The organism is Streptomyces sp. NPDC111744, assembly GCF_055634995.1.
In genome coordinates this window covers 1-13041 of the sequence record NZ_JBVKCG010000035.1, presented here as the reverse complement: position 1 = coordinate 13041, position 13041 = coordinate 1, and the positions used below count along the sequence as shown (strand labels likewise).

The 13041-nt window shown below is 69.1% G+C and carries 14 protein-coding genes and 1 pseudogene; 9 read left to right on the top strand and 6 right to left on the bottom strand.

The annotated features are described in order from the left end of the window. Window positions 1–212: 212 nt before the first annotated feature. The 3 genes and pseudogenes from ACZ7OO_RS40610 to ACZ7OO_RS40600 form a co-directional block, all read left to right on the top strand. Window positions 213–278 (top strand): hypothetical protein, encoded by a 66-nt coding sequence (locus ACZ7OO_RS40610; protein WP_471512464.1) that lies wholly within the window; start codon window positions 213–215, stop codon window positions 276–278. Window positions 279–711: 433 nt separating this feature from the next. Next, a complete protein-coding gene (locus ACZ7OO_RS40605) occupies window positions 712–1581 on the top strand; it encodes a helix-turn-helix domain-containing protein (RefSeq protein WP_471512436.1) in 870 nt (289 codons plus the stop codon). 301 nt (window positions 1582–1882) lie between these two features. After that, a pseudogene (locus ACZ7OO_RS40600) lies at window positions 1883–2070 on the top strand (GAF domain-containing protein); the annotation flags it as partial. A gap of 41 nt (window positions 2071–2111) precedes the next feature. Here ACZ7OO_RS40600 and ACZ7OO_RS40595 read toward each other — a convergent pair. After that, window positions 2112–2600 carry a DUF5994 family protein gene (locus ACZ7OO_RS40595; protein ID WP_471512435.1) on the bottom strand — a complete coding sequence of 163 codons (489 nt, stop codon included), beginning with the start codon at window positions 2598–2600 and terminating at the stop codon, window positions 2112–2114. Window positions 2601–3223: 623 nt separating this feature from the next. Between ACZ7OO_RS40595 and ACZ7OO_RS40590 the strand changes: the two genes are divergently transcribed. From ACZ7OO_RS40590 to ACZ7OO_RS40565, 6 genes are all read left to right on the top strand, one after another. Beyond that, the gene (locus ACZ7OO_RS40590) at window positions 3224–3793 is read left to right on the top strand and encodes a DUF5994 family protein (RefSeq protein ID WP_471512434.1); all 570 of its coding nucleotides are present in this window, start codon (window positions 3224–3226) and stop codon (window positions 3791–3793) included. An 11-nt stretch (window positions 3794–3804) separates the two neighbouring features. Next, entirely contained in the window at window positions 3805–4080 is a 276-nt protein-coding gene (locus tag ACZ7OO_RS40585; protein WP_471512433.1) for a hypothetical protein, read from the top strand. Further along, a complete protein-coding gene (locus ACZ7OO_RS40580; protein WP_471512432.1) occupies window positions 4077–4343 on the top strand; it encodes a hypothetical protein in 267 nt (88 codons plus the stop codon). Before ACZ7OO_RS40585 ends, ACZ7OO_RS40580 begins: the two co-directional genes overlap by 4 nt. 51 nt (window positions 4344–4394) lie before the next feature. Next, window positions 4395–4667 (top strand): hypothetical protein, encoded by a 273-nt coding sequence (locus tag ACZ7OO_RS40575; RefSeq protein WP_471512431.1) that lies wholly within the window; start codon window positions 4395–4397, stop codon window positions 4665–4667. 553 nt (window positions 4668–5220) lie between these two features. Then, window positions 5221–6906 carry a ribonuclease J gene (locus ACZ7OO_RS40570; RefSeq protein ID WP_471512430.1) on the top strand — a complete coding sequence of 562 codons (1686 nt, stop codon included), beginning with the start codon at window positions 5221–5223 and terminating at the stop codon, window positions 6904–6906. Between the two features lie 608 nt (window positions 6907–7514). Beyond that, window positions 7515–8750 (top strand): PP2C family protein-serine/threonine phosphatase, encoded by a 1236-nt coding sequence (locus ACZ7OO_RS40565; RefSeq protein WP_471512429.1) that lies wholly within the window; start codon window positions 7515–7517, stop codon window positions 8748–8750. 464 nt (window positions 8751–9214) lie between these two features. Here ACZ7OO_RS40565 and ACZ7OO_RS40560 read toward each other — a convergent pair whose 3' ends face one another. From ACZ7OO_RS40560 to ACZ7OO_RS40540, 5 genes are all read right to left on the bottom strand, one after another. After that, a complete protein-coding gene (locus tag ACZ7OO_RS40560; protein WP_030052720.1) occupies window positions 9215–9418 on the bottom strand; it encodes a cold-shock protein in 204 nt (67 codons plus the stop codon). 243 nt (window positions 9419–9661) lie between these two features. Then, complete coding sequence (locus ACZ7OO_RS40555; protein WP_471512428.1) at window positions 9662–10000, bottom strand: MerR family transcriptional regulator; 339 nt, start codon at window positions 9998–10000, stop codon at window positions 9662–9664. 1557 nt (window positions 10001–11557) lie between these two features. Further along, on the bottom strand, window positions 11558–11866 hold the full coding sequence (locus tag ACZ7OO_RS40550; RefSeq protein ID WP_471512427.1) for an SCO5918 family protein: 309 nt from the start codon (window positions 11864–11866) through the stop codon (window positions 11558–11560). A 50-nt stretch (window positions 11867–11916) separates the two neighbouring features. Beyond that, the gene (locus ACZ7OO_RS40545; RefSeq protein ID WP_471512426.1) at window positions 11917–12321 is read right to left on the bottom strand and encodes a CBS domain-containing protein; all 405 of its coding nucleotides are present in this window, start codon (window positions 12319–12321) and stop codon (window positions 11917–11919) included. A gap of 45 nt (window positions 12322–12366) precedes the next feature. Next, on the bottom strand, window positions 12367–13041 hold a 675-nt coding region (locus tag ACZ7OO_RS40540; protein ID WP_471512425.1), incomplete at its 5' end, for a helicase-related protein.

The following is a 13041-nucleotide window of genomic DNA, read 5'->3' as shown; positions in this document are numbered from 1 at the left end:
CGGGGCACCGAGGGTATTCCGCACACCGGCTTCCACGCCGGGTCGTTCTCGGTGAGAGATGAAACCCGGGCCGTAACCCCAGGGGCGGCCCGGAGACGGGTCTGCATGACGACCGCGACCTTCGAAGCAACCCTGCCGCGGCCCGCACCCATCGCAACCCCTCCCGTCCCGCCCGCCTCGTACTGAAGCCGGACGGCCCCTCCCGTGGGCTCGTGGACGGCGCCTGGTGGCCGCGCTCGCGCGACCTGCTGCGCGAACGTCGAGGTCGGGGCGCATGAGGGCGTTGACAACCTCCCGCATGGGCAGGACCACGCGACGGAGCCGGACCAGTGATTTCCGCAGGGCGTAGGACTGGCGCTGTACGGTCCGGATCTGCCGGCCTCCTTCGGCGAAGAGCAGATCGTCCGCCACATGCCGTGAGCATCGAGAGGGGAGCCGCTGATGACGCAGACCTGCTTCGAGCCAAGGGTGGGTGTGGGGCAACGGCCGTCACACCCACCGGCACGTCGCCCGTGATGCACGTCGTCCTGAACGAGCAAGGGGTCACCGTCGGCGCGAGCCGCCTGACGGTTCCTGCCGGGTGGCAAATTACAAGGGCAGATTCCGTTTCGGCTGCCCCACGACACGACGGCACGGCACACGATCAACAGGTGTTGTCCCATGGCAATCTGCGGACCAGCACGATGACTTGGAGCCGGAGGTACACCGCTCGTGGCGGCGAACATCAACCCCACCGTCAGGAGGCGCCGCCTGGGAGCCGAGCTCCGTCGGCTGCGCAAGGCCAGTGGGCTGAAGAGCAAAGAAGTGGCCGAGCGGCTCATGGTCTCCCAGCCGAAGATCAGCCACCTGGAGAACGGCAACCGCGCTGTCAGCCCCCGCGACGTGCGCGACCTGTGCGCGCTCTACGGGGTGACGGACCAGCAGGTCATCGACGCTCTGATGCGGATGGCCAAGGAATCCGGACAGCAGGGCTGGTGGCACGCCTACGGCGACATCCCCCAGAGCGTGTACATCGCCCTGGAGACGGACGCCGCCTCCCTCCACACCTACGAGCCCATGGTGATCCCCGGGCTGCTGCAAACCCCCGCCTACGCCCACGCGATCATCGAGGAAACGATCCCCCAGCTCACTGTCGAACAGGTCGCCGCCCGCCTCAAGGTGCGGCTGCGCCGGCAGCACCGGATCTACGACCCGGCCTCCCCGCTGCGCCTGTGGGTCGTCCTGGACGAATCGGTACTGCGCCGCGCCGTCGGCAGTCCCGACATCATGCGCGAACAACTGGAACACCTGACCGCACTCGGCGCCGAGCCGCACATCACCATGCAGATCCTCCCCTACACCGTGGGCGCCCACCCGGGCCTGTCAGGACAGTTCTCCATCCTGAAATTCACCGACACCCCCGACGCGGTGGTCTACCTGGAACGGTTCACCAGCGACCTCTACCTGGAGAAACACTCCGACGTACGGCACTACAGCGTGATGTACGACCATCTCCAGGCCCAGGCTCTCGACCCCGCCGACACTCTCGACTTCATCGCCGACGTCACCAAGGTGCGCAGCGACGCGGCCAGCCGCCCCTGAGAACAGTTCGCGAAGCTACGGTGAACGTTTGCCCAGCTCAGGATCCGAACGCTGCGGAGGCGGCCCGGTGGGAGCTGCGGGTAGCGCCGTTGGCAATGAGCGCGTGGCTGCGAAGGACAGGTGGAGAAGAGCACGGGCGATGCCCGCGAAGCCATGGAACAGGCCAAGGATGCTCAAGCACGTTCACTCCGCACCGCCGATCAAGCCGGGGCGTGCCTCACAAGAACGGTCTGCCGGGGCCAGGTGGTTCGACCGTGAGCCGGTCGTCTCGCCCTCGCGGTGTTCGATGCAGCGCGGCAAGGCGACCACTGTCGAGGTGCGGCAGTCCGACGGCCGCCGGATGTACCTGCCGTTGCTGGACGGCAGCGACCAGGTGGGCGTAATGGCCCTCACCTGGGCACCTTCGATGACGACGACCGGCGGCTGCTGCGCAGGCTCGCCGGTCTGGTCGCCGACATGCTGGTCACCAAGCACAGCTACACCGACCAGTAGCGTCCCGGCCGACGGGGAGCCGACCTGAGACGGACATGTCAGGCTGGCGTAGGTGGCGTGTCGCCGCCCGTATCGATGAGGATCTGTCCGGCCTCGGTGACGTTTTCGGCCCGTATGGCCCTGGCCATCGCGGCGCGTGCCGCGTCGGGCGTCGTGTCCGGAGGTACCAGCAACAGCGAGAAATGGTCCCGGTCGCCCCGGGTGATGAGGACGGTGTCGTCACCGACCGGGAAGGAGTCGATGTGCACGACTCGGCCGTCGACCATCACCCGGGCCGGAAGTCCGTTCCAGGCGCTGCCGTCCAGACCGACCCGGGTGACAGTTCCCAGGTGCTCGGTCAGCGCGGAGATCAGCGAGGGCAGCTCGGCGCCGATGTCCCGGGATCGCGGCCACCACGCGCCGTCCAGAATTCCCTCCCGTGCGTGTGTCGTCTCCAGCCGCAGCAGGGCCGTCCCGGGTCTCACCGACCGGTGGACGGCGTCCGGCAGGAGCCTGGGGAGGTCGTCGGGGGTGTCTGAGTCGGCCATGGTGTCCGCCCGTCCGCAGAGAGCAGTGCGACCGCAGGACGTACGACCGCGGTACAAGGTGACCCTGCCACCTCACGGTACTCCGCACGAGGCTCGCGCTCGCACGAGTGCTTCCCCGCAGGTGGTTGCGGAGACAGGCAACGGCTCCGGCGTATACCCGCCGGAGCCGCCCTTCCGGGTCATTGCACGTGAGCGTGCGCCGACCCGCTTTCCACGCTACGCCAAAAGGATTAATCCGACACGGACGGGTCGCAGCAGGGCCGTACCCGGGCCGGTTGAACCGCCTGGTGGATCGCATCCGGCAGCAGCAGTGGGGGCGAGAGGGAGATCGGTGTCAGCCGGGCGGGTCCGCGCGGCTACGGGGTGCGGCCGTGCGTCGTACGCGCGGCCGACGCCGGTGCCCGGTCGGCGACTCGCACGAGCCCGCCGTCGTTACACGGCACTCCCGCCGCCCGATCCGGCGTCCACCGGAAAATACCTGGTCACGACGGCCATAGTCCGCCGAACGGGCGTACAGTGAAAGCACCGGAGGTATTTCGCACACCGGCTTTCACGCGGGTGTCATTTCCGGCGACCACGAAAAACCGGGCTGTCGACGGACAGCCCGGGGGCAGGTCCGCATCATGACCAAGACCCTCGACCGGACCGCGCCCCGCGACCTCGCCGCAGCGCTTCCGGCACGCTTGTCCCTCACCCCGAAGACCACCCTCGCCGGCCAGCTGGACGGGGCCTGGTGGCCTTACTCCCGCGACCTCGAAGCCGAGCTGCCACCGCTCGCCGCCGCCCTGGAGGAACCCTGGGGGCGCATCACCCGCGTCACCGTGAACCCCACCCGCTGGCCCGTTGTCCCGCACACGGTTGCCGTGGACGGGCGCAAACTGCACGTGGGCTGGTTCACCGAACAGGACCCCGACAAGCTCATCCTGCTCTCCTACACCGTCGGACGCTGGGACCTCCTCGTCATCCCGCCCGAGACCGCACCCCCCGCCGCGGCCCGCCTGATGGCCGCCGCCGCAATCCCGGGCAGCGTCCTCACCGCGGGCGTCCTGATGACCGACGAAGCCGTCATCGGGCGCGGAATCAGTGACGCCGTGCGCCGGGAAACCAGCTGGGAGGATGAAGGCGGCGCCTGCATGTCCCCCTTCGGGAACCCGATGAGGCGAAGCGCTCTCCCGCTGCCCGGAAACGGCTGAAGGTGAGCTCCGTGGAAACCCTCGTCATCATCACCGTCATCGTCCTCGCGATCGGCATCGGAATGCGCCTGATCCACCTGCTCAACGCCCAGCACGACGCACGGATCGCGGCCTACCACTTCAGCGACCCCCTGCCGAGACCTCCCGGCCTGCCGGACGACACCAGTTCGTCGAGCCCACCGCACGGATACCGACCGGTGCGGAACGAACCTTCCGCCGACCGGGGCGCCACGGCGCCCCCACCCCGCCGGCTTCACACCCATCCCGAAGGGAACACCCCAAGGTGAAGGACATCGAGACCGAGACACTGCCGTCGCTCGGGCACGCCGAGGTACGGATCATCGCGCGCACGCCGGAAGCCGCCCGAGCGGTCGCGGAGACGCTTCGCCACTGCTTCGCCGGAGCGGAACAGCGCAGTTATCCCGGCCTCGACGGCGACACCCGCCTCCACCTCACCGTGGACACTGCAACACCCGCCGGCCCCGCCCGCTCCTGGCTGGCCGCCAGCCGGAGCGCCGTCGGCACCGGCGCCCACTCCGACGAGACCTGAGAGCCCCCGCGGGCCCCCGGACCCTACCCCCGCACACGGAAGGACGCGGTCATGGCCACCCTGCGCGAACGCAAGACCTACCGCGAACAGGTGCTCCGGGTCCTGTACGAAGCCGTCGAAGGCAACCGCCTCCTCGGTATCACCGGAGCACAGCTGCGACGCGACCTCCGCATACCGGAACAGGACCTCGCCGCCGCCTGCACCTACCTGGCGGGCGAGAGCCTGATCACCGTCGACTGGGAACCGGGCAACACTCCCGCGATGGTCACCCTCACCCACGAGGGAATCCGACGCATGGAGTCCGAGGAAGAAGAGTCCGGCTGAGTCCCCTTGCACACGTGAAGGGCCTGGCACCCGTTCTCCACCCCGGCGCACGCCGTGTCCGACGGGGCTCCGCCGTATCACCCGCTATCACACAGCTGTCACCAACTGGGCGGACCCTCCCGGACCTGAAGGGCCTGACCTGCTGTTTCGTGCCCGAGCTTGAATGGCTGGACGCCGATGGACGGTCGTTACGACCTTCAGGTTGCTCTACGGCCGGGTAGTCCCCGCCCCCGTGTGCGCCACGAGGCGAGGCACCAACACACGGGCACTCGGGCCGATCTGCAGCAGGTGGCCAAACAGCAGCGCCGCCCGCTGTAGGCATGCGAGGCATTCACCGACGCCACATCAGTATCGAGCGGACCTCGCCGCGACGAACGCTCAGGCACCCGGCAGCACCTGCACGGCGGGGCCCCAGGGACCATCACGTGTCACGTCGTGTCACCAACACCGCCGACGCGCCTGGACCACGATGGCCCCACCCGCGTGAACGGCGGAAGAAGAGATCGCACAGGTAATGGATCACCCTGTCCCGCTCTCCGGGTACCGTCAGGGTATGAGTCACCCACACCCCGACCTGAAAGCCGCCCCACCCCTTCCCGAGGGAGGCCTGCGGGTCATCGCCCTGGGCGGCCTGGGTGAGATCGGCCGCAACATGACCGTCTTCGAGCACGCCGGCAAGCTGCTCATCGTCGACTGCGGCGTGCTGTTCCCCGAAGAGACCCAGCCCGGCGTGGACGTGATCCTGCCGGACTTCACCTCGATCCGGGACCGGCTGGACGACATCGTGGCCGTGGTACTCACCCACGGCCACGAGGACCACATCGGCGGCGTGCCGTACCTGCTCCGCGAGCGCTCCGACATTCCCGTCGTCGGCTCCAAGCTGACGCTGGCGTTCCTGGAGGCCAAGCTCAAGGAACACGGAATCCGGCCGCGCACGGTGCGGGTGCGGGAGGGCGACCGACGCGGCTTCGGGCCCTTCGACTGCGAGTTCGTGGCGGTCAACCACTCCATCCCGGACAGCCTCGCGGTCGCGATCCGCACCCGGGCCGGGATGGTGCTGCACACCGGCGACTTCAAGATGGACCAGTTCCCTCTCGACGACCGCATCACCGATCTGCGCGCCTTCGCCCGCCTCGGCGAGGAAGGCGTCGACCTCTTCCTCACCGACTCCACCAACGCCGAAGTACCCGGCTTCACCACCTCCGAGCGAGAGCTGAACCCGGCGATCGAGCAGGTGATGCGCACCGCGCCGCGCCGGGTCATCGTCTCCAGCTTCGCCAGCCATGTGCACCGCATCCAGCAAGTCCTGGACGCCGCCCACCAGCACGGCCGCAAGGTCGCCTTCGTAGGCCGGTCGATGGTCCGCAACATGGGCATCGCCCGCGACCTGGGCTATCTGAAGGTGCCCAGCGGCCTCGTCGTGAGTACCAAGGAGCTGGAGAAGCTCCCGGACCACAAGATCACTCTGGTGTGCACCGGCTCCCAGGGCGAACCGATGGCCGCGCTGTCGCGGATGGCCAACCGCGACCACGTGATCCGCATCGGCGAGGGCGACACCGTCCTGCTCGCCAGCTCGCTCATCCCCGGCAACGAGAACGCCATCTACCGGGTGATCAACGGACTCACCCGGTGGGGCGCCCACGTGGTTCACAAGGGCAACGCCAAGGTGCATGTCTCCGGGCACGCCAGCGCCGGCGAACTCGTCTACTGCTACAACATCGTCAAGCCCCGCAACGTCATGCCCGTGCACGGCGAATGGCGCCACCTGCGGGCCAACGGCGACCTCGCCATCCGTACCGGTGTCGACCCCGACCGGGTCGTCATCGCCGAGGACGGCGTCGTCGTCGACCTCGTCGACGGGCGCGCGTCCATCACCGGCAAGGTCCCCGCCGGCAACGTCTACGTGGACGGCATGGAAGTCGGCGGCGCCACCGAAGCGTCCCTCAAGGACCGCCTCACCCTCGCCGCCGAAGGCGTGGTCACGGTGGTGGCGATCGTCGACGCCGACACCGGCGCCCTCGCCGAGGCCCCCGACTTCCTGGCCCGGGGCTTCGTCCACGACGACACCACCTTCGAGCCGGTCATCCCCGTCATCGAGAAGACCCTGGCCACCGCGGCCGAGGAAGGCGTCGGGGACGCGCACCAACTCGAACAGCTCGTCGCCCGCGCCGTGGCGAACTGGGCGTTCCGCACCCACCGCCGCAAGCCCCTCATCATCCCCGTCATCATCGACGCCTGAGCCACAGCCCGGCAGCCCGGCCCCCGGTTCCGGCCGCGGCTCCGCCGGCATCGAGGTCGGGCACGGGCGTCAGCAGCCACCCCAGCAAGCCGGGGTGGCCACGCACTCCGCATGATGAGTCCTCGGGAACACATCCCGAGGACTGGAGGCGCGAAAACCCGCAGTTCAACGGGGGTTCTCCCACCTTGGGGGCGGTCTCTGGAGTGGCCGGAGCGTCAAATGAGCGTCACGGTCACGCCAGACGACGGCGTGCAGGACCTCGGCCACCTGTACACCGCCGTCACCCGCGACAAGACCAACGGGCACGACCGAGGCGACCACGTTCGCCGACGGCGTCACAGCACCACCTCATCGACCAGATCCAGCAAGCAGCCACTGAGAGGGATCGGGCGCTTGGCCGAGTGGAATACCGTTCAAGGGCACTCAAGGGCACGGTGGTGCATAGCATCTGCCCGGCACCGGGCTTGGCGCGGGCCCCTCGGGTACCCGGGACGGCACCCCTGAGCACCAGCGAGCGGCGAGGAGTCACCGTGACCGTATGCGGGCCGGACGGGGACGGTGGGCCGACCACTCGTACCCCGGAGAACGGGGATGGTGGGAGCAGGGCGATGACCTTGGCGGGAACGCTGGCGGCGGCGGAGACCGCAGCGCCCGTGGAGTCACTCGACGTGGTCGCCCGCATGCTCAAGGAGCAGCTCGGGGCGAATTCGGTGTCGTTTCTGATCACCGACTTCACCGGCGGCTCGGTCGTACGGCTGGGGGCGGCGGGCAGCGTCGAGACCGATGAACCCGCCCGGCGCATCACGCTGCGCGGCACCCTGTACGACGACGTGATCCGCACCCAGCGGCCGAGCGTGGAGGACAAGGACGAGGGCGCGCTGGTTCGGATCGTCGCCCCTGTGACCAATCGCGGGGACGCCATCGGGCTCCTCGAACTGTTCCTGCCCGCGGCGCCGGACGAGGAGGTGATGCGGAAGATCGGCGAGACCGCGCACGCCCTGGCGTACATCGTCATCGCGAACCGGTCCTTCACCGACGTGTACCAGTGGGGCCGCCGTACCGTCCCGCTGAGCCTGGCCGCGGAGATCCAGCACCGGCTGCTCCCGGCGTCACTGGCGTGTGAGGCTGCGCAGTTCGCGGTGGCCGGGGCGCTGGAGCCGGCCGACCACGTCGGGGGTGACACCTTCGACTACGTGATCAACCGGGACACGGTCCAGCTCTCTGTCACCGACGCCATGGGGCACGATGTCGACGCCGCGCTGCTGGCAACCCTCCTGGTGGGCGCCCTGCGCCGGGCCCGGCGGGCCGGTGCCGACCTCGCCGAGCAGGCCCGCCAGGCCGACCAGGCCATGCGCGAGCACGGCGGCCAGAGCTACGTCACCGGCCAGCTCCTGCGTATCAGCCTGATCGACGGCAAGACCGAGTTCATCAACGCCGGACACCCCTGGCCGCTGCTAATGCGGGACGGGCAGGTGCGGGAGATCGCTCCGGAGATCGATATGCCGTTCGGCTTCCACGCACCGCACAGCTACCGGGTCCAGTCGCTGGACCTGCGTCCGGGCGACCGGCTGGTGATGCTGACCGACGGCATGCTGGAGCGCAACGCCCACAGCCTCGACCTGTCGGACCTGATCGTCCGCACCCGCGCGCTGCATCCGCGTGAGGCCACTCGCACCCTCATCGCGGCGGTCGTCGACGCCCACCACGGCCACCTGCGGGACGACGCGACCGTCATGTGCCTGGACTGGCACGGCGTTTACCACTCCCAGCGGGACGCCGACACCGGAGCCAACCTCACCGACGCCTCCGCCAGGCGGACGGGGCGGACCGTTCCTGGGCGATGACCCGGGAACTTCTCCGGTACCCCGCTTCAGCGGGCTTGGGCAGGTGAAACGGTGTGCTCTGCCCCAGGGCACCGCGTACCTGCTGCCCGTCGACATCAAGGCTCCGGTGATCCGTTCGCCGGCAGGAGAGGGAACCGCCCTGGCCGGCAGGTCCTCTCGGCCGTCGATGAGATGACCCCGCCCCCCCAGCGCTTCGCGGCCTCCAAGCTGCACGGTAGCCGCGCAGGACATGCGGCTCCCGTGCCCGACGACGCTTGCAGCGACTGAGGTCAGGAAGTTTCAAGCCGAAGTCGCAGCGGGCCGGGCCTCCACAGACCAGGGGCCGCGCAGCCATTGCTGCACGGCCCCTGTTCCTGTGCCGGTCCGGCCCGAGGGCAGGCGCCTTTGTCCAGCTGAGCGGCAGGCCCGCGCGGGCGGCGGCCACCGGACGCGGCGTGCGCGATCCCTCGGGCAGGTTTGCGAGGTCAGGCCAGGTTGATGTTCTCGGCCTGCGGACCCTTCTGGCCCTGGGTGACGTCGAACGTCACGGCCTGGCCCTCCTGGAGCTCACGAAAGCCTGTGGAGTTGATCGCGGAGTAGTGCGCGAAGACATCCGGGCCGCCGCCGTCCTGGGCGATGAAGCCGAAGCCCTTCTCCGCGTTGAACCACTTCACAGTACCCGTTGCCATGTCTCATGCCTTCCAGTCGATGAACGCCTCCCACTCCATGTGGAAGGCGGAGGTGATCGCCCTGGTCCCTGCGACACAGCACAGCAAAACGCCCACACCAGAGGCGCGGGCAGGAGGGAATTCCGAACCACGACAGCTGACGCAGACGCTACACGCCCACACGCCGCGTCACCATAGGAAATGATCACGCCGCACACGAGACCGTGCGTGCGGTGCCCGCCGACGCTGACGGGCACGCTCATCTCATGCTGTTGCCGTTGGGTTCGCTGATTCGGCGGCGCGGCGATATTCGGCGTTGATGCGCTGGGCTTCCTCAAGCTGGTCTTCGAGGATGACGATCCGGCAGGCGGCCTCGATGGGGGTGCCCCGATCGACGAGTTCCCGGGCGCGGGCGGCGATGCGCAGTTGGTAGCGGGAGTAACGGCGGTGGCCGCCTGCGGAGCGGAGTGGGGTGATGAGGCGGGCTTCGCCGATGGCGCGGAGGAAGCCCTGGGTGGTGCCGAGCATCTCGGCGGCCCGGCCCATGGTGTAGGCGGGGTAGTCGTCGTCATCGAGACGGCCGAACGTGTCGTCTGCTGTCATTGCACCTCTCTGTGGAACGCGTCGAGGGGCCCTGGCGCCGTACTGGCACCAGGGCCCCGAAGGAACTACTACACCATCTGCCGGCCCTGATACTGCACCGGCCCTCTGTTTCCGCAGACCCGACCTAGACGCTGTCGGGGGCGCGGGGATCGCGGTTGCTTGACCGGAGACCACCTCACTATCGATGTCCTGCGGTACCCGGGCCCAAGACTTCCACCCGGGCGATCCTGATGGCGCTCGGCTCCTCCGTTCTTCCCTCTTGATCAACTACTCACTAACGGAAACTGCGAACTGCTGGTACCGCAAACTGCTCGTGGCCTCGAACAGCGCCACTCTTCGGCAGCCAGCCCCGTCGCCCGTCTTGCGTCTGCTCTGGCTCAGAACCCCACTGCCGAACCTCCCGGTGCGCGCGTCCGCAGCCGACGCCTTCACCGAGGTACCGCTCACTGACTTCACTGCTGGGTACTGCGCTTCACTTACGGGTACTGCCACTGCGGTACTGCTCATGGCGGCCCCTGATCACTGCGGGCCACCCGGTCCGGCCGTCAGTCCCGTCGCCGTCCTGCAACCGCTCTGGCTTCGGAACTCCACCACCGCACCGTCCTGCGAACTGCAACTGCGGTACTGCTGCCCGGCAGTTCATCTCTGCCGGGCTCGTTAGATCTCGACTACGAGAGAAACCATAACCAGACCGCCACCCAATGTCTACTCCGGCTGGCATAGATTTCCGCGCACTCGAAGATGAGGCAATCCGCCTCGACCGGTCCATGGCTGGTTCAAGCAGCGCCGAGGCCCAGTCCGGCGGTCACAGTGACCCACCGCCGCGCAGCACGTCGGGGTGAGCGTGACGTCGCCGACTGCGCCGCGCATGCGTCGGCGGGCACCGGCCAACACTGCGTCGCGCGAAGAACACCACCGACCGGGACGGACGTCTCCAGCCGTGACGCCCCGCAGGTCGGCTGTGTACGGGCGTGGCACGAGGGTCTGCGCCGCCCTCGGCGATCCCGGGATGATCGGGCAGCTCGGGAAGTATGCACGCGGGTGCCGCGATCCGCGGGTCGACGCTCCTGCTGCCACCTCGGTGCCTTGCCGAGGATCTGCTTCCTCGTCCCGCGGTCACTCTCTCGTGCTCCCCCAGCCGGTGGCATCGCCGCGAATGGGCGGCTTGCTCGAACCGGCACGGCCCCCGACTCGAGCAGACCGTGGGCCGAGGCACGGGCTCACGGCAGCGGGTGCCGTCATGCGTCGACTGTGGTCCTCCGTCCCCTTCAGGCAAGCACTGTGGCTCTGCGGGGTGGGTTGCCGGCGCCGCAGCCGTCCGTTCCACAGCGGCCGTTGCCGACGCACGCGATACGGCACGGGCCTTCCTCGAAGGTTTGCGCAGCCGGCCGTGGCCCTGACGCAGCGGACACTGGGCGAGTTCGCCGCCGTCTTCGACTCCCCCGCGAAGAAGGACGGGCCGCCCACGTGGAACCGCTGCACGCAGTGTGGGCCCGACCGGCGTACCGGTCGGGCCCACACTGCTGGTCAGATGCCGGCTCGTACCTGTTTACCCGGTCAGACCGTCACGGGGGTGCCTAGCATCGCGGAGGCGTGCTGCAGCGAGCCGGGGATGCCCAAAGGCGCGGCCTTGGGGATGGTGCGGCAGGTGAAGCCGAGCTGAGTCATGGCCCGGAGGACTTCGGTGGCGCTGAAGTCACGGCGGTCCTGGCGGGTGATGACTTGGCCGACTTGCTTGACGGGGTAGTGGCGGCGGCCGATGATCACCGATTCTCCGGTGACCGGTTCGGGCTTGATGCCCTTCATCGATTCGAGCACTCCGCTCTTGGTGAGCTCGAAGGGGAAGCGGGCGATGACGCAGCGCATGTGGCCTCACAGGGAGAAGGGGAGAACGGTCCGGCCAGGGGCGAGGCGTTTCAGCGGGAGAGGGCGAGGACGCCCAGGGCGCTGCCTTGCCCGTCGACCACCGGCAGGGCACCGAGCCGGCGGGAGCGCGTCGCGTGCCCGGCTTCGGCCATCGTGGTCACGGGTGAGGTGGACGACCCGTGGTCGCCGAGGATGTCGCGCAGGCGGACGCGGTCCGTGTGAGCGCCGCTGTCGCGGACGGCGGTGAGGTCGGTTCGGGTCACCAGGCCGATGCGCTGGTCGTCCTGGTCGCAGACGACCAGCCGGCCCGTGCGTGCGGCGCCCATGACGGCCAGCGCCACCTCGACGCTCATGTCGTCACAGACCTGCGGTCCGGCCGCGTCCATGACCTCCACCGCCGTCCCGTGCACGGGGTTGGCGTCCGCCGGGCGGGGCTGCATCTGAACCAGCGTCAAAAGGTGCCTCCTGCAGAGATGGGTCAGCTTGCCGATCACGAAGTTCTAGGCCACCGCATCGAAGACGGACTGGCGTACGGGCGCGCGCCGGGTCGTAGACGAGGGGCGGCGGCGGCCTCGGGAGGAGGCGCTGCGCTTGGGGCGTTCGGCCACCGGTGCGGTGATGACGACCGGGATGCCGGAGGGGGCCTGGGCTCCGGTGATCCGGCTCAGGGCCTCGTCGCCCGAGCGGATCTCGGTGGTCTGCGGCCGGATCCCCGCGTCCGACATGAGGCGGACCATGCCGCGGCGCTGGCTGGGTGTGACGAGGGTGACAACGCTGCCGGACTCGCCTGCGCGGGCGGTACGGCCGCCGCGGTGGAGGTAGTCCTTGTGGTCGGTCGGCGGGTCCACGTTGACGACGAGGTCGAGGTTGTCGACGTGGATGCCGCGCGCCGCGACATTGGTCGCCACCAGCACGCTGACGTGCCCCGTCTTGAACTGCGCCAGCGTGCGCGTGCGCTGCGGCTGCGACTTGCCACCGTGCAGAGCGGCGGCCCGTACCCCGCTGTTGAGCAGGTCCTGGGTCAGCCGGTCGACGGCGTGCTTGGTGTCCAGGAACATGATCACCCGACCGTCGCGAGCGGCGATCTCGGTCGTGGCGGCGTGCTTGTCAGCGCCGTGGACGTGCAGGACGTGGTGCTCCATCGTCGTGACCGCACCGGCCGACGGGTCGACCGA

What these genes read in the sequence shown, in the direction of transcription:
- ACZ7OO_RS40565 (WP_471512429.1), top strand. Translation starts at nt 7,515, where the DNA reads ATGACCTTGGCGGGAACGCTGGCGGCGGCGGAGACCGCAGCGCCCGTG.
- ACZ7OO_RS40595 (WP_471512435.1), bottom strand. Translation starts at nt 2,600, where the DNA reads ATGGCCGACTCAGACACCCCCGACGACCTCCCCAGGCTCCTGCCGGAC.
- ACZ7OO_RS40560 (WP_030052720.1), bottom strand. Translation starts at nt 9,418, where the DNA reads ATGGCAACGGGTACTGTGAAGTGGTTCAACGCGGAGAAGGGCTTCGGC.
- ACZ7OO_RS40590 (WP_471512434.1), top strand. Translation starts at nt 3,224, where the DNA reads ATGACCAAGACCCTCGACCGGACCGCGCCCCGCGACCTCGCCGCAGCG.
- ACZ7OO_RS40575 (WP_471512431.1), top strand. Translation starts at nt 4,395, where the DNA reads ATGGCCACCCTGCGCGAACGCAAGACCTACCGCGAACAGGTGCTCCGG.
- ACZ7OO_RS40550 (WP_471512427.1), bottom strand. Translation starts at nt 11,866, where the DNA reads ATGCGCTGCGTCATCGCCCGCTTCCCCTTCGAGCTCACCAAGAGCGGA.
- ACZ7OO_RS40555 (WP_471512428.1), bottom strand. Translation starts at nt 10,000, where the DNA reads ATGACAGCAGACGACACGTTCGGCCGTCTCGATGACGACGACTACCCC.
- ACZ7OO_RS40570 (WP_471512430.1), top strand. Translation starts at nt 5,221, where the DNA reads ATGAGTCACCCACACCCCGACCTGAAAGCCGCCCCACCCCTTCCCGAG.